A 17,376-nucleotide genomic window follows, 5' to 3' on the forward strand; every position below is an offset into this window, starting at 1 on the left:
ATCAGGCCTCCAGATAGAGTTTGGCAACGGTCTCAGGCGAGGCACGAAGCTCGTCCGCGGCACCGCTGTAGACGATGCGGCCGCGTCGCATGATGTATGCGCGGTCGGCCTTCTCCAGCGCAAGATTGACATGTTGCTCGACGAGCAGGACCGCGACACCCTCGTCGGCGGCCGCGCGGATAGCGGTCAAGAGTCGCTGCACGATCACCGGTGCAAGTCCGAGTGAAAGCTCGTCGGCCAGAATGACTTTGGGGGAGGCGGCGAGGACACGTCCGAGTGCCAGCATCTGCTGCTGTCCGCCCGACAACAAGCCGGCGGTGCGGTCGAGATGATCGGCGAGCTCGGGAAAGTACTCGAGCGCCGTGTCTGGATCGCCCTGTCCGATGCGGAGATTCTCCCGAACGGTGAGACGACTGAAAATGCACCGCTCCTCGGTGAGCAGGCCCATACCCATGCGGGCACGGCGATGCAGCGGCGCCGAGGTGGCATTTCCCAGGATCTCGACGGTGCCGCCGGAGTTCTTCACGGCCCCGGCCAGCGCCATCAGCGTCGACGTCTTGCCTGCGCCGTTGGCACCCAGGAGAGTGACCACCTCACCTGCAGCGACCTCGATGGAGACATCGCTGACCGCTGCGACGCCGCCGCCGTAGGTCACGGTCAGGTCGTCGGCCCTGATGGCGATCGCCCTGGTCTTCACTGTTGTCGACATGCGACTGAACCTCTCTTGAACTGAAGAAACGAGGGACCAGGGTGACGGGTCATCCGTCACCCTGGTCCGGGGAGCGTCAGCTCGCGAGGGTCCGAAGGTCGACGAACCCGCCATCTTGCACGAGCTTGCCGTCCTTGATCTCGAAGTTGACCACGACCGGGTTGAAGATCCGACTCATACCGGGCAGCGGCAGACCCTTGCTGAAGTTGATCGGCTTGGTCAGTCCGCCGGTGTCGACGGCCGTGGCCTGGTTCATCGCGTCGAGGACAGTCGCGGCGGTGACGTCACCGCTTGTTCCCTCGAGCACCTTCTGCAGCACGACAAACGAGACCCACGTGTTCTGGGTGATCGGGTTACCGAAGTCGAAATCCTCGGGCAGCGCGGACTTTGCCTGGTCCCACGCCGGATCATCGACCGACGGGAACGGGGACAGCGTCCAGGAACCGTTGACGGTGGACGCGAAGTCGGACAAGATCTTCTCGTCGAACGTGCCACCCATGGTGAACATCTTGGTGTTGACGCCCAGCTGCGCTTGGGCTGCGACAAGCGAGGCCATCTGCGAACTCCCGAGCAGGGTGACGTTGCACTCGTGTTCACCCATGGCCTTGGCCGTACCGGCGAAGTCGACGGTCGTCGGAGCCACCTTGATTGAGCTGCTGAACTTCTTGCCTTCCTTGGCCAATGCCTTCTCGGCCACCGGCAGCAGGCCCACGACGCCGGGGGTGTCGAATGCGACGACGGCAATGTCGTCGCCACACTTGGACCCTGCCTGAGTTGCGACAGCGGCCAGCGCGAGCGGACCGGGATAGATCGGGTAGGTGACCTTGGAGCTCATCTGCTTCGCCGACGACGCGAGGTTGCCGATGTAGGGGATACCGGCGGGGTCGACATAGTCCAATGCGCGATCGATGTTCAGCGTATGGCCACCGACAACCGCGGCCACCTTCTCCGACACTGCCTGTCGGCCACAGTTGGCGGTCTCGTTGGGATCCCCCTTGTCGTCGCAGATGACGAGATCCACTTTGTGCCCGGAGATTCCGCCGGTGCTGTTGACCTTGTCAACGAAAGCCTTTGCGACAGTGTCGGTCTTGAAGTCCGTGGAGGTCCCCGTGGACGTGATCGACATGACCTTGATGGGTGTACCCGTGTACGCCACCGACGGCGATGCGGACGACGAATCGCCGGCGGCGTCGTCGCTACAGCCCGCGAGTGCGGCAGCGGCCAACGCGAGTGCGACCGCCCCGCTACCGACCTTGAGTCGAGACAACATGGATGAACTCCTTTGGGATGTGTAGGTCGAGGTGTGACCCGAATGCGGGCAGGCAATCGGTGTGATGCACCTCATGTACCTGGTGGCATGCTGATACTGCACTAAATGCTGACCCTAGTCAACAGTTTGCGTGCTATTCACACCGCAGATGATGAGCAATATGCCATCACGTCGGAGATATCGCGGCAGTATGCGATGCACATGGCTTTTGATTCGGCGATGATGAGCAGCGCCGCGCGCCGTCGATGAGGCGCAAGATATCGCACGTAAACCCTTGCGCCGCAGTGAAAGCACGTGGCGCAAGGGTGCGGCTACCCGCCCTGGGGGCGTCTCAGATGATGTAGGACCAGAGGTAACGGTGGTTGAACACGCGCCAGATCTCGAATGCCTCCGCGCGACGGACGCCGGGGATCGGGCTGATCTGATTGAGGATGACGTCAACGAGAGCGTCGTGGTCCGCCGCGTGGGCCATGACCATCAAGTGATACTCCCCGAACGTGCGGACCACGACGGCCAGCGGATCGAGGGTCAGCAGGTGCTTGGCGACGTCGTCGGTGAGATGCGCGTCGACCCGGATCCCAATGAGTGCAGCGGCGGCCACGCCGAACGCACTCACGTCCGAAATGGCCTGGATACGGATGATGCGTTCGTCCTGCATGCGCTTGATGCGGCTACGGACGGTCCCTTCGGACACGCCCAACTCTGCGGCGATCTTACGATTGCTCTGCCGCGCATTGTCCTGCAGCAGCCTGATGATCTCGACGTCGGTAACGTCGAGAGTCTCCGCCTGGGCGAAGTCATCGGCGGTCATGGGTGCGAAGTCGCCGTCAAGGGAAGCCCACATCGCGTCGAACTTCAGCACCTCGAGAACCAGGTCGCCGCGACTCTCGTCCACGCCCTCCACCTCCAAGAGCGAGCCGGTGAAGACCTCGCCGAGGTGCTGATGATCCTTGGCGATGAAGAACACGATCAGGTCGTAGCTACCGCTGGTCACATTGACGCCCAGCGCCTCCGGTAGGGCGGCGATTTCCGCGGCCACATCGACCGCCGCGCGGCCCTTCACACGTATCAGGGCGATGCAGAGTTCGTTGCGACCAACCGCCTGAGGCGAGACGACGGCGACAACTCGCATCATCGAACTCTGCTCGAGACGCCGAATGCGGTTGGAGATGGTCACCTCGTTGACGCCAAGGGCCTTGGCCAAGGACCGGCTGCCTTCGCGTCCGTCGATCCGGAGGCGCTCGACGAGTGCGTGATCCAACGTGTCGATCTCACGCCCGTTGGTCTTCGTGGACACCAGGTCGTTGGTGTCGGTCATTGAGGGGCCTCCGATCACCACGGACATCTTCACGTGACTGTACCCAAAGCGGCGGGGGAGTTGCGGAAGCGCGCTCGTGCCGCCGGCAGCGCTCTGTTGGGCGGGAACTTCCACACACCCACCGTCCGATAATCAAAATGCAGATTCATAGTGAAAAACTACCACGAGTTATTGACATCGTGATCCCACTCACTGTAGTTTGCGTAGTACCAATCGTGTGACGGTAGCAAGCTTGAGGACTTCCCGGGCACGCTGATTGATTCCGTTACTACAACCGAGGTGAAAGCGATGTCATCGCCCAATGGGCTCGGACGCATAACCGTCGACCGCGACGGGGACGTCCTGATCATCACCATCGACCGGCCCGCGCGCCGCAATGCGTTCGACGGGGCACTGGCGCGCCAGATGGAAGCGGCCATCGACGGATTCGATGCCGGTGACGCCCGCGTAGGCATCATCACCGCCATCGGTCCGACCTTCTCCTCCGGCCAAGACCTCAAAGCGGCGGCGGTCGGAGACCTGGGAGTTACCAAGCGACGGGGAGCCTTTGGTGTGATGGGTAGTCCGCCCACCAAGCCGCTGATCGCCGCACTCGAGGGTGATGCGTTGGGCGGAGGGCTCGAACTCTGCCTTGCGTGCGATCTGATCGTCGCCAGCGAGTCGGTGTCGATGGGGTTGCCGGAGGCCGCGAGAGGCCTGATCGCCGGCGGCGGCGGCCTGTTCCGGCTGCCGAAGCGCATTCCGTTCAATGTCGCAATGGAACTCGTACTCACCGGAGAATCGTTGCCAGCCAGCGAATTTCATCGTCTCGGCTTGGTCAACCGCCTAACGAAACCCGGCGAAGCCCTCAGCGAGGCGTTGACTCTCGCCAAGAAGATCACGGCCTGCGGCCCGGTATCGGTGGCTGCCGCCAAACAGATCGTTCACCAGAGCTGGACCTGGGAGGACGAACGGGCCTGGGACAACCAGTCCGAGTACGTCCAGCAGGTCATGAAGTCCGTAGACCTGCGCGAAGGACTTCAAGCCTTCGCGGAAAAACGTGCACCACAATGGAAAGGCCGCTAGAGACATGTTGACCACACCGACACTGTCGAGTGATTTACTCAAGGGACAGACCGCGATTGTCACTGGCGCGGGCAACGGCATAGGCCGGGCCACCGCCGAGATCCTTGCCGCCAACGGCGCCGCGGTGACCGTCGTCGATCTCGACGCCGACCTCGCCCGGGAAGTGGCCGGCGAACTGGGGCCAGACGCGGACGCCTTCGCTGCCGACCTCACCTCACCGACCGCGGCCGAGGAACTGATCGACCACGTCGCAACCCAGCGAGGCGGGATCGACATCCTGGTCAACGGAGCGGGCTACTTCTGGGATGCCCCCGTACACAAGATGTCCGACGAACAGTTCCAGGCCATGCTCGATATCCATCTCCTGGCTCCGTTCCGGATCTGTCGGGCCGCTGCCCCGCACTTCCGCGACGCGGGAAAACGAGACGCGGCAAACGGGATTCACCACAATCGCAAGGTCGTCATGGTGTCTTCACTGGCCGCCAGCTTCGGGAGCGCCGGAGCCGCAAACTACTCTGCGGCCAAAGCAGGCTTGCTGGGTCTCACCAAAACCCTAGCTATCGAGTGGGGTAGCGCGAATGTGAATGTCAATGCCGTCGCATTCGGCGTGATCCAGACACGTTTCGGGGCACCGCAGTCCGCGCAGCACACGATCACCGTCGACGGCCGAGAGATCGCCCTCGGCGTCCCCGATCGAACGCTCCAAAAAATGGGGCTGGAGGTCGATGCGACCGCCGACATCTATGACACCAAGCCCATCTCCGGGCCGACCCTCGGGCGGACCGGCTCGATTCAAGAAGCAGCCGACGCCATCTTCTGGCTCTGTTCGCCGATGTCGAATTACGTCACCGGCCAGGTGATTCCCGTCAGCGGTGGAGCTCGCGGCGGATTCGACTAGCACCGCTCCGAACGAGTCATGCACGGCAACAACAAGATTGGAAGAACCTATGACGGAACCAGTCGAGTCGGGATCAGCGCCCTTCGCACCCGACGACCCGAACAGCGTGTGCGGTATCGAGGGCGATACCCAACTTACCTGGGCGGAGTGGAACGATCAGGCAAATCGCCTCGCCAACGCTCTGCACGACAGCGGAGTTCGCCCCGGCGATGTGGTGGCAGTCCGCGTGCGCACCCGCCTGGAGTGGTTGACGATCTCACTGGCGGTCGCAAAACTGCACGCCGTCATCGTGGCAGTGAACTATCACCTCACGCCCACCGAAACCGCGTTCATCCTCCGGGACTGCAAGGTCCGCGCCGCCATCGTCGACGACGCCGACCCCGCACCCCTGGTCGAGCATTGGCGGGCACTCGACCTGGCGGTCATCGTGTCCCTCGACTCCGTCGTCGATGGGACCGCCGGATACGACTCCATGCTGACCAACGGAGACAACACCCATCGTCCCGCAGCCGATCTCGCACGTCTGATCATCTATTCGTCGGGTACCACCGGCTCACCGAAGGGCGCACCGTTCGGCAACTGGCAGAACCCACCCGACGAGCAGGTATTGCGTGAGTACCAGCGGTCGTTGGCATTCGACGGCGGATGCGGCGGCCCGGGCAACCGGATGCTCATCAACCTTCCCATGCACCACGGAAGCGGCCCCGGATATGCCCGGGTCTCATTGGCCACCGGGGGTTCGGTGGTGTTTGCACGACGCTTCGACGCCGAGGAGACGCTCGCCCTCATCGAGCGACACCAGATCACCCATTGGATCGCGGTGCCCACCATGCTCGAACGCATCTTCAAACTGCCCGCCGAGACCCTCGACCGCTACGACGTCTCATCGCTGCGCTTCCTGCAAGGCGGAGCGGCGCCCTTCTCCGTAAGCCTCAAGCAGGCGTGCAACGACTACTTCGGCCCCGTGCTCTACGAGACCTACGGTGCAACCGAGTGCGGCATGATCGCCGGTGCCACACCGAGCGACCTCGCAAGCCACCCCGGAACGTCGGGACGTCCGTTCCGGCACGTCGATGTACGCATCGTCGACGCGGATGGGAACCCCGTCACGACCGGCACGGCAGGCGAAATCTGTGTGCTCAGTCCCCAGGTGATCGGCGGATACATCGGTCGTGGACCGCTCGGGTCGGACAAGATCGATGCCGACGGCTACTACCACACCGGAGACGTCGGCTACCTCGACGAGGATGGGTTGCTCTACATCTCCGACCGAATCATCGACATGATCATCTCCGGTGGTGTGAACATCTACCCGGCCGAGATCGAAGCCGTCATCGCCACCCACCCGGACGTCATCAACGTGGCCGTCATCGGCGTGCCCGACGACGATCGCGGCGAACAGCCGCTGGCCTTCATCGAGACTCGACCCGGCGCGGAGGTCACCGACCGCGACATCGCCGAGTTCTGCGCGGGAAAACTCGCGAAGTACAAGTGGCCCCGGCACATCGAGTTCATCGATGAGATCCCCACGAACTCAATGGGTAAGTCGCTCAAGCGAGAGCTGCGTGACCGGGCGCCGAAACGGGTCACGGCATGACGACCACCAAGCGGTCAGCCGAACCGCTGGTCTACGACATAGCCGAGGACGGCCGGCCCATCCTCACCGGCGTCCGTGATACGAGCGGACACATATCGTTTCCTTATCAGCAATTCGGATCGCTGTGCAACGGCGACCACGACGCCCAACTGACGCCAGTCGACCTCAGCGGCCGTGGCCGGGTCCAGGCGGCCGTGACAATCGAGCATCACGCCGATCCCGATGTCCGGACCCCGTTCACCCTCGCCGACATCATCCTCGACGAAGGCCCGGTCGTGCGCGGCGTTCTCACCGCGACCGTCGACGGCTTTGTGGGCACCCTCGTCGAGGCCACGACCGAGCCGATCGTGCGCGCCGATGAGACGCTGTACGAGTTGCGCTTCCACGCCGTCGGGGGCGAAGAACAATGACCCGACACTTGGCGCAGATGGACCCGGTATACGTCGCCGGGGTCGGACTTCATCGATTCGGCCCAGCCAGCCAGACACCGTACGTCCAGTTGGGGTTGACCGCCGTCCGATCGGCATTGGCCGATGCCGAGGTCGACTGGCCAGACGTGCAGTCCACCTACACCGGCACCGCCATGCTCGGCATGGCTGTCTCGAGACCCATGCTGCGACACCTCGGCGTCAGCGGAGCGCCGATGACACAAGTGGAAAATGCCTCTGCCTCAGGCTCTTCGGCTTTCCGATTGGCGTGTCTCGAGGTGGCGAGCGGAATCAGCGACATCGCACTGGCGGTCGGTGTCGACAAACCTGCTCGGGTGCGCAATGCCCGGACCATCGCCGGGACACCGGAACTCTCGGCCCACCGCGTCGAACCGGTCACCCACTATGCTCTTCTGGCCGAGCAGTACATGAACGATTTCGGGGTCACCGCGGAGGAAGTCGCCGCGGTGGCGGCCAAGAACTTCTCGAACGCCGCACTCAACCCGAATGCGCACCGACAGACCGCGTATTCGGTCGATGAGATCCTTTCGGCACGAAGAATTTCCGGAGTACTCACGAAATTGCAGTGCTGTCCGGTCGGTGAGGGTGGGGCAGCGGTCGTCGTGGTCTCCGACTCGGCCATCGACCGGATGGGTCTCGACCGCTCACGGTGTGTCCGCGTCGTGGCGTCCGTCCAGCGAAGTGAGCAACTCTACGGCGCAAAGAGTTTCGACGCCGAGCTGACCCGCGAGACCGCGAATATCGCCTTCGAGCAGTCAGGGATCGGTCCATCCGACCTCGATCTCGTCGAACTCCACGACGCCTTCAGCATCGAGGAACTGCAATACCTCGAAGCCATGGGTATCGCCGGAGAAGGCCTTGCCGCCAAGGAATTGGCCGCCGGCGCATTCAACCGTGGCGGGCGAGTTGCGGTGAACACCTCCGGCGGGCTCTTGGGTTCCGGGCATCCCGTGGGCCCCACCGGCATAGCGCAGATCGCCGAGTTGACCACCCAGATCCGCGGGGACGCCGGCCCCCGGCAACACCCCGGCGCCCGAACCGGCTTGGCGCACATGGTCGGCCTCGGCGCAGTGTGCGCCGTCCACATCCTGCAGGGCAGCCAATCTCCCTGCTGATCACGACATACCGAGTCACAACCACTGAAAGGAACAGTCATGGCTCCCGTTACCCATCTCCCACCCCTCACTGGGGTCAGCGCGCCGATGCGCTTCGAAGCGACCGTCGAGGACTGCCTGGTCGAAGGAGACATTCCCGAATCGCTGCGCGGTGTGTTTGCCGTCGTCGGCAAAACGTGGAAATACCCTCAGCCACAGGGGAGCTTCGCGCAGCAGTCCAAGGACGGCATGGTTCAGGCCTACCTGTTCGAGAACGGCCGTGTGACCTACTCGAACCGGTGGGTGCGGACCCCGAAGTTCGAACTCGAGGCCAAATACCATCGCGGACTCTTCGAATACGAGGACGCGTGGGGCGACTGGCGCGACACGTGCATGTACCCCAAAAGCGGCGACGGCCGGGTCACCGACGGGGTGCCCTCGGGCGTGGCCGGCACCAACATCTTCCCCTGGTACGGGCTGGCCGGCGGTGCTCTGCTGACTGCGAACGAACTCGGTATCGTGCCTATGGAGATGGACCCCTGCACTCTCGAAACCAAGGGCATCATCGACTGGGGCTATCAACTGGCCCCCGGCCTCGCCGGCACACCGTCGTTCACCGCGCATCCCAAGTGGGATCACGAGACGGGCGAGGTCTACGGATGGACCTACGGCACCAACCCCGACGGCTACATCACCATGCATTTCGTCCAACCCGATGGACGGGTGAAAACGCGCACCCTGGACGAGGTTCCCTACGCCGCGGCAGTCCACGATGGGTGGCTGACCGAGAACTACCTGATCCTGCCGGTCACCCCGTGGTACGCCGACCCTCAGCGGCCGCTGACCCAAGACCTCGGCATGCACAACTGGGATCCGAGCAAGCCGTCGTGCCTGGTGCTCGTGCCCCGCAGTCTCGAGGGTGAGATCAAATACATCTACACCGATTTCGACGCCGAGTTCGTGCTGCACACCGTCGGTGCGCACGAGCGCAACGGGAAGATCTACTTGGAGGGTCCGCTCTATGACCGTCCTCCGTTCCCGCTGAACTTCGAGGATCTCCCCAAGGGTGCCGACTATCCGCCGTTCCCGGCGGCGGTCTACGGCCGATGGGTTCTCGACACACAGTTGGGCAAGATCGTCTCCGAGCGTCTCGACGACGTGCCCTGCGAGTTGCCCAAGATGGACGAACGCTTCTACGGCAAGAACTTCGAGAACGGCTTCTACCTCGCCGGCGGTAACGCCAATCTGTTGGCGTTCAACACCATCGTCCACCGCAACGTGGTCACCGGCGAACAGAAATCCTTCACCTACAAGAGTGCCGACGACGTCACCGTGGTCGAACCCACCTTCGCACCCCGCTACTACGGCGCACCCGAAGGCGACGGCTACCTCCTCGCCCCGGCGATTCTGCACAGCGAACGGCTCTCGGAACTGCTGATCTTCGACACCGCCGACATCTCGCGCGGCCCACTGGCCACAGTCAAACTGCCCTTCCAGACCGGATGGATCTCCCACGGCCACTACATGGACTTCAACCACGTGGCCAAACTGCAGGGAATCTGACCCACCCCACCCGAAGCCCGGGCAGGACCGGACCACGCCCGTGCGGCCCTGCGCGGTCGCTGACGCGGCATGTGTGGCCGCCGAACACCACAGGAGTAGACGATGGGCGACCACACCCAGTCCAGCATCACCATCCCACCTGAAGCATCAGATCTCGATCAGTGCACCTTGTTCATCGACGGAGCCTGGGCAGAGTCGATCGACGGCACCACGCATACGTTGATCGAAGCCGCGACAGAGCAACCGTTCGCCTCGAGTGTTCTGGGCGGCCGCCGCGACATCGATGCTGCCGTCGCCGCCGCACGGCGGGCGCTCACCGGTCCGTGGACGAACTATTCCGCTGTCGAACGAGGGGAGGCCCTCGGTCGGTTCGCTGCCGCGCTGCATGCGCGCGGCGACTCGACCGCCGAGCTCGTCAGCCGCGAGAACGGCATGCCGATCACCTTGTCACGTGTCGTCAACGGCATGGCACCGGCTGCGATCGCCGGATTCTATGCGCAACTGGTGACGCAGTTGACCCTTCGAGAGGAACGGCCGAGTCCCACCGGAGGCAGCACGGTCGTCACCCGCCGCCCGGCCGGCGTCGTGGCCGCGGTGACCCCATGGAACTATCCGCAGCCGTTGGCAATCATGAAGCTGGCGCCGGCGCTCGCGGCCGGCTGCACCGTCGTGCTGAAACCACCGCCCGAAACGGCCTGCGACGCTTTCGCGTTCGCCGAGGCGGCCGAATCCGCCGGCCTTCCCGCCGGTGTCGTGAACGTCGTACCCGGAGGGCGAGAGACCGGAGTCGCGCTGGTCGAACACCCAGGGGTGGACAAGGTGGCCTTCACCGGCTCCACACCTGCCGGACGCGCCATCGGCGCTACCGCCGGGAAGCTGTTACGGCCGGCCACACTGGAATTGGGCGGCAAGTCGGTGTCCCTGGTCGCCGACGACGCCGACCTCGAACTGTTCGGCAACAAATTGCTCGATGTCTCACTACGCAACAATGGACAGACGTGCCACGCCGCAACCCGGATTCTCGCTCCGCGCAGCCGGTATGACGAAGTGGTGGAGGTCGTCACCAGTACCGTTGCCGAACTGCGAGTCGGTGATCCCCTCGATCCCGACACACAGGTCGGCCCACTGGTCTCCGCCGCGCAGCGCGACCGAGTACTCGACTACATCGAGCGCGGAAAGGCCTCCGCAAAACTCGCGACCGGAGGTTCGATGCCCGATCGTGCCGGATGGTATGTCGACCCGACTGTGTTCATTGACGTCGACAACAGCTCGGTCATTGCGCAGGAAGAGATCTTCGGGCCGGTGCTCACCGTGATCTCCTACGACGACGACGAGCACGCCATCGCCCTCGCCAACGATTCCGACTACGGCCTCGGCGGGGTCGTCTGGAGCGCCGACACCGAACGCGCGATGGCACTCGCCGAACGCATCGACAGCGGGACAGTCGGCATCAATCACTATGAACTACACCTCAACGCGCCCTTCGGCGGCGTCAAGAACTCGGGCATCGGACGCGAACTGGGAGCAGAGGGTCTCGACCCCTACCTCATTGCGAAATCCATCTACCGCCCGGCGAACTGAGAGAGATCCAGTGTCATCACTACAACAGTCACGACCGCTCGACGGCATCCGCGTCCTCGACCTCACCGCTAACGTCGCCGGGCCCTTGGCCTGCCAGGTCCTCACCGATCTCGGCGCCCAGGTGATCAAGGTCGAGCCGCCCGGCGGTGAAGCCGCCAGGCGAATCACCGCTACCGCACGAGGTGCCGAACACGTCACTCCCTACTTCTCACCCAACAATCGCGGCAAGCTGTCCGTTGAACTCGCATTGGGGAGCACCGATGGTGCCGCAGCCCTGACCGACATGATCCGGAACGCCGACGTCATCGTCCAGGGCATGCGCCCGGGCGCCATGGCGCGACGGGGCTTCGGACCCGATGAGGTCGCGGCCATCAACCCCCGATGCATCTACGCGTCGTTGTCCGCCTATGGCGGTGGCAGCGAGCTCCAGGATCGTCCCGGCATCGACATGATGGTGCAAGCCGAAGCCGGCTGTCTCAGTGGCCAACCCAAAGGAAGGACACCTCGACTGATTCCGTTTCAGCTCGTCGACAGCGCGACTGGACACGTACTCGCGCAGGCCGTTCTCGCTGCGCTGCTGCACCGTGAGCGGGCCGGAGTTGTCAACCGGGTCGACGTGTCGCTCTACGACGTCGCGTGCAGCCTGCAGGCCAACTTCCTGACCCTGCAGATGAACTTGCCGCCGAAACCGGCTCAAGCACAGGAGGACTCCACCAAGGAGCGCCGCGCCGTCGCCGTCGAGCCGTCCGGTGTGTATCCGACTTCCGACGGCGACATCGTCCTCGCAGCCTATGTTCCCGCGCACTGGAGTCGCCTCGTCGGACTCATCGGTTCGCCAGAACTCGCGGCCGATAACCGATTCGTCGACCAGGCGGCCCGATCCGTCAATGCACAGGCACTGCGTGAGGTCCTCACCCAGGCCTTGGCCGCCCGTGGCGCAGACGAGTGGGTGGAGCTTTTCGACAAGGCCGGGCTGATGGCCGCGCGTATCAATTCGTGGGCCGACGTCATCGACTCCGACATCTTTGCCGACCGCCATCTCCGAGTCTCCGCCGAGCAGGATGGGCGACGTGTCGATGTGCTGCGCACACCGGCCAGATACTCGTCGTTCAGCACAACCACGGAAACCAGGATTCCTGCTCGCGCCGAACACTCATCCCTTCTTGCCGACCGCACGGATGCGGCTCGTGTGCGCAGTACGGTCTGATGAACGTCGAAAGTCAGTCGCCACCGCCGGCCGTATCCGGTACAGAATCAATGGCTCGGTTCCTCAGCCTATTCAGCAGATTCGGGCACTTGTTGGAGTACGCCGTGGCCCGGGCCTTTGCAGACCCGGAGGTCCGACAGTGACGGGCGCAGCGATAGTCGGACTGGGCATGAGCGACCTGGGCAAAGTCTACGGCCGCACAGCCGACTTCGCCGCCACCGCCGTTCGACGTGCGGTCGCCGATGCCGGACTGTCGATGAGCGATGTCGACGGACTGCTCGTGAGTTCCGGGATGAAACAAGAGTTGGACCCGCGGTTCGCCGGTGTACTGGGACTACACGAGTTGAACACGCTCGCGTCGATCAATGCGTTCGGCGCCAGCGCCGGGACTATGGTCGCCAACGCCACGCAAGCCATCTCCGACGGAACTGCTTCGACGGTGGTGTGCGTCTTCGCGGATACGCCGTTACGGGAGGGGCGTCGAGCGGGGAGTTCGTGGAGTACCCAGGCACGGGAACTCGCCGGTTTCGCCGGGTGGCAGACCGCCACCGGCGCGGTCACACCCAACATCCTGTACGCACTGGCGGCGCGCAGACACCTCGAGGCCTACGGCACCACCACCGAGCAACTCGCGGAAATCGCGGTCAGCCAACGCAAGTGGGCAGCAGGTAATCCGCTTGCCCAGCTTCGTGATCCGATGACCGTGGCCGACCACCATGAGTCGCCGTGGGTCGCCGATCCGCTGCGTCGGCTGGATTGCTGCTTGGTCAGCAACGGTGCCATCGCTGTCGTGGTGACCGCCGCGGACCGGGCCCCACAGTTGGCGCAGCCGCCCGTTCATGTTCTCGGGTACGGCCAGGGCCACCGACCGCGCCGAATGGCGCGTGACTCGACGTGGGGTGTGGAGACCGGTGCCGTTGAGTCGGGGCGCAGAGCGATGGCTCGTGCCGGTGTCAGCCACGCCGACATTGATTTCCTCGAACTCTACGACTGCTACACCTACACCGTTCTGGTGACGCTCGAGGACTACGGATTCTGCGCGAAAGGTGAAGGGGGCGCGTTCGTCGAGGGAGGACGGCTCGCGCCCGGCGGCGCGTTGCCGTGCAACACCGGGGGAGGACAGCTGTCGGGGTACTACATGTGGGGATTCACACCACTGAGTGAAGCCATCATTCAGCTGCGCGGCCACGGTGGTGACCGCCAAGTACCACGCCACGGCGTCGCCATGGTCAGCGGAAACGGCGGAATCCTCGAATATCACTCGACGCTGGTGCTCGGCACGGAGGCGGCATGACACAGACCGACAGCGCTATCGCAGAGTCGGATTGGCCGCATCCCTTTCCCACACCGGTGCGGCGAACTGACGGCAGCGCCGCGTTCTTCGACGCCGCTCATGAAGGTCGAGTGCAGGTACTCAGATGCACGACGTGCGGCAACCATGGTTCTCCACTCGACTCGGTCTGCGCGCAGTGCGGGGCAACGCAGTTCGATTCCGAGCTCGCCGTCGGATCAGGCACCGTCGTGTGCTGGGCTGTCGTGCATCGGTCGCCGCTGCCGGATGTGACCGGCCCCTACCGCGTGGCGATCGTGGAATTGCTTGAAGGACCGTGGCTTTCGGTTCGCGTGCTGGGCGACCATGACGAGCCGCTAGTGGTGGGGGACCAGGTCACCTTCGTGGCCGTGCCCAGCGGCATGGCCGGAGAGGGCGAACCCGTGCTGGCGGTCGTCACCGCGCAGACCGATTGAGAGCGCGAATCGCCCCGCCTCGTCGTATCTTGACGTCGCCGTACGCCAATTATGTTATCCAACAGAGAGTCCCCACGATGGCCATCCCGTCAACCCAGGCGGTAGTCTTACGCATGGAGAATTCGCGACCCCGATCTTGGAATCGGTCGTGCAGTCCGAGGCTGTCGAGATCAGCCTCGGACTTGCCCAGCGCGCCACAGGCACATTCACCCAGACTGTTGAGCGCAGTTCTCGTCGATTCATGCACGCCTTCAACCTGCCGGCCGCCAGCGACATCAATCGCATCCTCATCCACGTCGCCTCGCTGGAACGCACGGTCCGCACACTGAACAATAACGTCGACGACCTACTTCGGGAGCAGCAGCGATGACGATCTCCCTGCCCGGCATCGGTGACATCGAAGAGCGAATCCGCCAGATCGGCGCAGGCCTCGACGCAACTGGAGATTACATCCGAAATGCGCTGCTGCACTTCAGTGGTGTGCGGGAGGCAGAGGTTGCCGCCTCACCTCGGGAGGTGGTCTGGAGCCGCGACAAGGCCCGACTCTTCCGGTACGAGTCGACCCAGCGTCGACATGCAACCCCGGTGCTGCTCGTGATGAGTCTCGTCACCAAACCCACTATCTTCGACCTCACGCCGCGCCACAGCCTGGTGCGTTCCTTGCTGGACGACGGGCATGACGTCTTCATGCTCGACTGGGGTGTGCCCGACGCCGTCGACGCAGGTAACACTCTCGAGACCTACAGCGACGACTATCTTCCCCGAGCGATCGAGCGGTGCGTTCAGGTTTCCGGCAACTCTGATGTGTCGGTGCTCGGCTACTGCCTCGGCGGCGTGCTTACGATGCTGACCGCAGCGGCGCGCCCGGAACTGCCCATCGCGTCGATGGTCCTGCTGGCCACGCCCGTCAACTTTCATGAACTCGGACCCGGCATACGGATGCTGGCGCGCGGCCGAGTCAGCGTCGATGATCTGCTCGACGTCACCGGAAACGTCGCGCCCGACACCCTGGTTGCCGGCTTCACGCTGGTTCAACCAGCGATGGACATAGCAACCTATAATTCTCTGTGGCACAGCTTCTTTGACGAGCGTTCACTCGTACGCCCACCAGGCCATCGTCGCCAACCCATTTGACCCAGCCCAGCCACGACAGTCAAACGTCAGAACGGCTCGCAACGCATGACCTCGACAACCGGTCACGGATTACTTTCGTCACGGTGACGTTTCTCGTCCTCACTGAGTGGCCGACTGATCGGGTAGCGGGTAGCCTTCTGACTTCCAATTACACCGAAAGTGACACGGTCACAGGGACATTGATCCGCAGCCAGCTCCAACACGCATTTATCGTCAATTCTCGCGCAGAGCAACTGAGAGCCTGACCGTAAGCAAACGTTGCCAACTTTCGGCTCCTTTTTGCCAACTCGTTGCACATTCGCCAATTTCGATGCTTGTCCGATTCAGAAATAGGTGAGACCAAGCCGGGCTTGTGACCTGGCAACTCTCACCTCTCCCTGGACGTTCGCACCGCTAAGTGTCTGTAGAGACATGAGAGTGTCGGACGGATTTCCATAAAGACGTGCGAGTGTCGAACTCCAAGATGCACGAGCACGAAGTGCTGTCCGATCCCGATAATGGTGACAGTCGACGGACCTCGAGACCAGGAAGCTGTCACGTCGCGCCGGACATTCGCGTTGCTAACCATCCACGATAACGTGCGAGTGTAGGACAAGAATCCAGAACGGCGCGAGAGTGTCAATCTCACCCGCCCGCCGGAAGTTGCATGCGCGCTCCTCGAACAGGCTGACGGACAGCTGGCTGTCGGCGAGAATCAGGTCACGCAACTCTGTTTACTGGCGCATAGCGACAAGCACAGGTTGGAGACTTAGCTCTGCCGCTTGCACAACGAGGCGCGTTGCGGTGGGGGTTTCCTCGGTCGGTTCGTCCCCACCTACCGGAAGCTGCTCGGCGGGTAGTGGGAGCAACTCATCTGGTAGAGGAGTTGACACCGCCGTTGCTATCTTCTGGTAAGGAAGTTCGACCTCATCCTCCGGCCCGGTCGCTTCGATCTGATTCTGCGATGCGATATCGATAGATCTCGATAGGTCTTCAAGTTGTCGGCCGAGGAAGCTGGCCAGACTTTCCGGCTCAGAGTCAATGAGGGGTGAAATTGTGCTTACAACGGCTTCATTGAATCCGGCTTGAGAGGGCTGGGAGGGCCGGGAAAATGCTTGCACTGTGTACGGACTCGCCGTGTCGTATGCAAACACATGCCTGTCGCCTTCGTCGATCATTCCAAGCAGTGACGGCTTGACGAATACACTGTGGTCATAGACCGTCCCAGCGAAGATGTGTCGACGGAGAGCATTATTCGTGTAGAACGCTGGCGAAGCGTAGAAGACCTCGGTTTTACGCACCCGTTCGAGCTCGATGAGTACATTATGCTGAATACAGCCATTCGAGGTGACGTCCGATTTCACATGAAATCGGTAGAATGGCGGAACCATGGGAGGGCTCTGACTCGCCCCTCTTGTCCATAGCAGTTGGGGGACTTTATGTTGGAAATAGTACATACCCCATCGAGCTGTTACACCTAGATCGTATCCTAGGTCTGCCTCATCCCTGAGTGTCGGCAGCAGTGGCACTGCGTCGAGCCCTGGCGGCCCGAGGCTCCTGAACGCTTCGGTGATTTCGTTGTTTACATGCTGTGCATACGTAGCCTCATTGAATTCTGTTGACTTTGGCACCTGAACCTCCTTCTGCTAGTCATGTTGAGCGTCTTGGGTACTCGTGGCAGGTCCCCGATAACCGGCCCAGTCAGTTCTAGAGCCAGTTCCTACTTGCAGTTGATCAGTCGAACTCACAGCCCACGGGGTGATGCC

General features: G+C 62.9%; 17 protein-coding genes. 13 read left to right on the top strand and 4 right to left on the bottom strand.

Features of this window, described 5'->3' with window-relative positions:
- Position 1: 1 nt before the first annotated feature.
- Both AAFP30_RS28640 and AAFP30_RS28645 read right to left on the bottom strand, forming a co-directional pair.
- The gene (locus AAFP30_RS28640) at positions 2-709 is read right to left on the bottom strand and encodes an ABC transporter ATP-binding protein (RefSeq protein ID WP_419233458.1); all 708 of its coding nucleotides are present in this window, start codon (positions 707-709) and stop codon (positions 2-4) included.
- 76 nt (positions 710-785) lie between these two features.
- Entirely contained in the window at positions 786-1,979 is a 1,194-nt protein-coding gene (locus AAFP30_RS28645) for an ABC transporter substrate-binding protein (protein WP_419233459.1), read from the bottom strand.
- 105 nt (positions 1,980-2,084) lie between these two features.
- On the opposite strand from AAFP30_RS28645, the gene AAFP30_RS28650 reads away from it, so the two are divergent.
- Positions 2,085-2,228 (top strand): hypothetical protein, encoded by a 144-nt coding sequence (locus AAFP30_RS28650; protein WP_419233460.1) that lies wholly within the window; start codon positions 2,085-2,087, stop codon positions 2,226-2,228.
- A gap of 82 nt (positions 2,229-2,310) precedes the next feature.
- Here the strand turns inward: AAFP30_RS28650 and AAFP30_RS28655 are convergent, their stop codons facing one another.
- Positions 2,311-3,297: an Lrp/AsnC family transcriptional regulator gene (locus tag AAFP30_RS28655; protein ID WP_419233461.1), complete on the bottom strand. Its 987-nt coding sequence runs from the start codon at positions 3,295-3,297 to the stop codon at positions 2,311-2,313.
- Positions 3,298-3,585: 288 nt separating this feature from the next.
- Between AAFP30_RS28655 and AAFP30_RS28660 the strand changes: the two genes are divergently transcribed.
- The 12 genes from AAFP30_RS28660 to AAFP30_RS28715 all read left to right on the top strand — a co-directional run bounded on the left by AAFP30_RS28660 (position 3,586) and on the right by AAFP30_RS28715 (position 15,631).
- Positions 3,586-4,362, top strand: a complete 777-nt coding sequence (locus AAFP30_RS28660; RefSeq protein WP_419233462.1) for a crotonase/enoyl-CoA hydratase family protein — start codon at positions 3,586-3,588, stop codon at positions 4,360-4,362.
- A 4-nt stretch (positions 4,363-4,366) separates the two neighbouring features.
- Positions 4,367-5,260 (top strand): SDR family NAD(P)-dependent oxidoreductase, encoded by an 894-nt coding sequence (locus tag AAFP30_RS28665; protein ID WP_419233463.1) that lies wholly within the window; start codon positions 4,367-4,369, stop codon positions 5,258-5,260.
- A 49-nt stretch (positions 5,261-5,309) separates the two neighbouring features.
- Positions 5,310-6,857 (top strand): class I adenylate-forming enzyme family protein, encoded by a 1,548-nt coding sequence (locus AAFP30_RS28670; protein WP_419233464.1) that lies wholly within the window; start codon positions 5,310-5,312, stop codon positions 6,855-6,857.
- The gene (locus tag AAFP30_RS28675) at positions 6,854-7,267 is read left to right on the top strand and encodes a Zn-ribbon domain-containing OB-fold protein (RefSeq protein ID WP_419233465.1); all 414 of its coding nucleotides are present in this window, start codon (positions 6,854-6,856) and stop codon (positions 7,265-7,267) included. The genes AAFP30_RS28670 and AAFP30_RS28675 overlap by 4 nt, the downstream gene beginning before the upstream one ends.
- Positions 7,264-8,421: a thiolase family protein gene (locus AAFP30_RS28680; protein WP_419233466.1), complete on the top strand. Its 1,158-nt coding sequence runs from the start codon at positions 7,264-7,266 to the stop codon at positions 8,419-8,421. Before AAFP30_RS28675 ends, AAFP30_RS28680 begins: the two co-directional genes overlap by 4 nt.
- A 39-nt stretch (positions 8,422-8,460) precedes the next feature.
- Positions 8,461-9,963, top strand: coding sequence for a carotenoid oxygenase family protein (locus AAFP30_RS28685; protein ID WP_419233467.1), 1,503 nt, complete (start codon positions 8,461-8,463; stop codon positions 9,961-9,963).
- Positions 9,964-10,065: 102 nt separating this feature from the next.
- The gene (locus AAFP30_RS28690) at positions 10,066-11,544 is read left to right on the top strand and encodes an aldehyde dehydrogenase (protein WP_419233468.1); all 1,479 of its coding nucleotides are present in this window, start codon (positions 10,066-10,068) and stop codon (positions 11,542-11,544) included.
- A 10-nt stretch (positions 11,545-11,554) separates the two neighbouring features.
- Entirely contained in the window at positions 11,555-12,751 is a 1,197-nt protein-coding gene (locus tag AAFP30_RS28695; RefSeq protein WP_419233469.1) for a CoA transferase, read from the top strand.
- Positions 12,752-12,890: 139 nt separating this feature from the next.
- Positions 12,891-14,045: a thiolase C-terminal domain-containing protein gene (locus AAFP30_RS28700; RefSeq protein WP_419233470.1), complete on the top strand. Its 1,155-nt coding sequence runs from the start codon at positions 12,891-12,893 to the stop codon at positions 14,043-14,045.
- Positions 14,042-14,497 (top strand): Zn-ribbon domain-containing OB-fold protein, encoded by a 456-nt coding sequence (locus AAFP30_RS28705; RefSeq protein WP_419233471.1) that lies wholly within the window; start codon positions 14,042-14,044, stop codon positions 14,495-14,497. The genes AAFP30_RS28700 and AAFP30_RS28705 overlap by 4 nt, the downstream gene beginning before the upstream one ends.
- A gap of 148 nt (positions 14,498-14,645) precedes the next feature.
- Positions 14,646-14,867, top strand: a complete 222-nt coding sequence (locus AAFP30_RS28710; RefSeq protein WP_419233472.1) for a hypothetical protein — start codon at positions 14,646-14,648, stop codon at positions 14,865-14,867.
- Positions 14,864-15,631, top strand: a complete 768-nt coding sequence (locus AAFP30_RS28715; RefSeq protein WP_419233473.1) for an alpha/beta fold hydrolase — start codon at positions 14,864-14,866, stop codon at positions 15,629-15,631. Before AAFP30_RS28710 ends, AAFP30_RS28715 begins: the two co-directional genes overlap by 4 nt.
- A gap of 713 nt (positions 15,632-16,344) precedes the next feature.
- On the opposite strand, the gene AAFP30_RS28720 is transcribed toward AAFP30_RS28715, so the two are convergent.
- The gene (locus AAFP30_RS28720) at positions 16,345-16,974 is read right to left on the bottom strand and encodes a hypothetical protein (RefSeq protein ID WP_419233474.1); all 630 of its coding nucleotides are present in this window, start codon (positions 16,972-16,974) and stop codon (positions 16,345-16,347) included.
- Positions 16,975-17,376: the final 402 nt, after the last annotated feature.

The sequence above is a fragment of the Gordonia sp. CPCC 205515 genome, assembly GCF_048537925.1.
GTDB lineage: Bacteria > Actinomycetota > Actinomycetes > Mycobacteriales > Mycobacteriaceae > Gordonia.

Bases quoted from the DNA above. Each gene is read 5' to 3' on its own strand.
- AAFP30_RS28640 (WP_419233458.1), bottom strand. From the start codon at position 709: ATGTCGACAACAGTGAAGACCAGGGCGATCGCCATCAGGGCCGACGAC.
- AAFP30_RS28645 (WP_419233459.1), bottom strand. From the start codon at position 1,979: ATGTTGTCTCGACTCAAGGTCGGTAGCGGGGCGGTCGCACTCGCGTTG.
- AAFP30_RS28650 (WP_419233460.1), top strand. From the start codon at position 2,085: ATGCTGACCCTAGTCAACAGTTTGCGTGCTATTCACACCGCAGATGAT.
- AAFP30_RS28655 (WP_419233461.1), bottom strand. From the start codon at position 3,297: ATGACCGACACCAACGACCTGGTGTCCACGAAGACCAACGGGCGTGAG.
- AAFP30_RS28660 (WP_419233462.1), top strand. From the start codon at position 3,586: ATGTCATCGCCCAATGGGCTCGGACGCATAACCGTCGACCGCGACGGG.
- AAFP30_RS28665 (WP_419233463.1), top strand. From the start codon at position 4,367: ATGTTGACCACACCGACACTGTCGAGTGATTTACTCAAGGGACAGACC.
- AAFP30_RS28670 (WP_419233464.1), top strand. From the start codon at position 5,310: ATGACGGAACCAGTCGAGTCGGGATCAGCGCCCTTCGCACCCGACGAC.
- AAFP30_RS28675 (WP_419233465.1), top strand. From the start codon at position 6,854: ATGACGACCACCAAGCGGTCAGCCGAACCGCTGGTCTACGACATAGCC.
- AAFP30_RS28680 (WP_419233466.1), top strand. From the start codon at position 7,264: ATGACCCGACACTTGGCGCAGATGGACCCGGTATACGTCGCCGGGGTC.
- AAFP30_RS28685 (WP_419233467.1), top strand. From the start codon at position 8,461: ATGGCTCCCGTTACCCATCTCCCACCCCTCACTGGGGTCAGCGCGCCG.
- AAFP30_RS28690 (WP_419233468.1), top strand. From the start codon at position 10,066: ATGGGCGACCACACCCAGTCCAGCATCACCATCCCACCTGAAGCATCA.
- AAFP30_RS28705 (WP_419233471.1), top strand. From the start codon at position 14,042: ATGACACAGACCGACAGCGCTATCGCAGAGTCGGATTGGCCGCATCCC.
- AAFP30_RS28715 (WP_419233473.1), top strand. From the start codon at position 14,864: ATGACGATCTCCCTGCCCGGCATCGGTGACATCGAAGAGCGAATCCGC.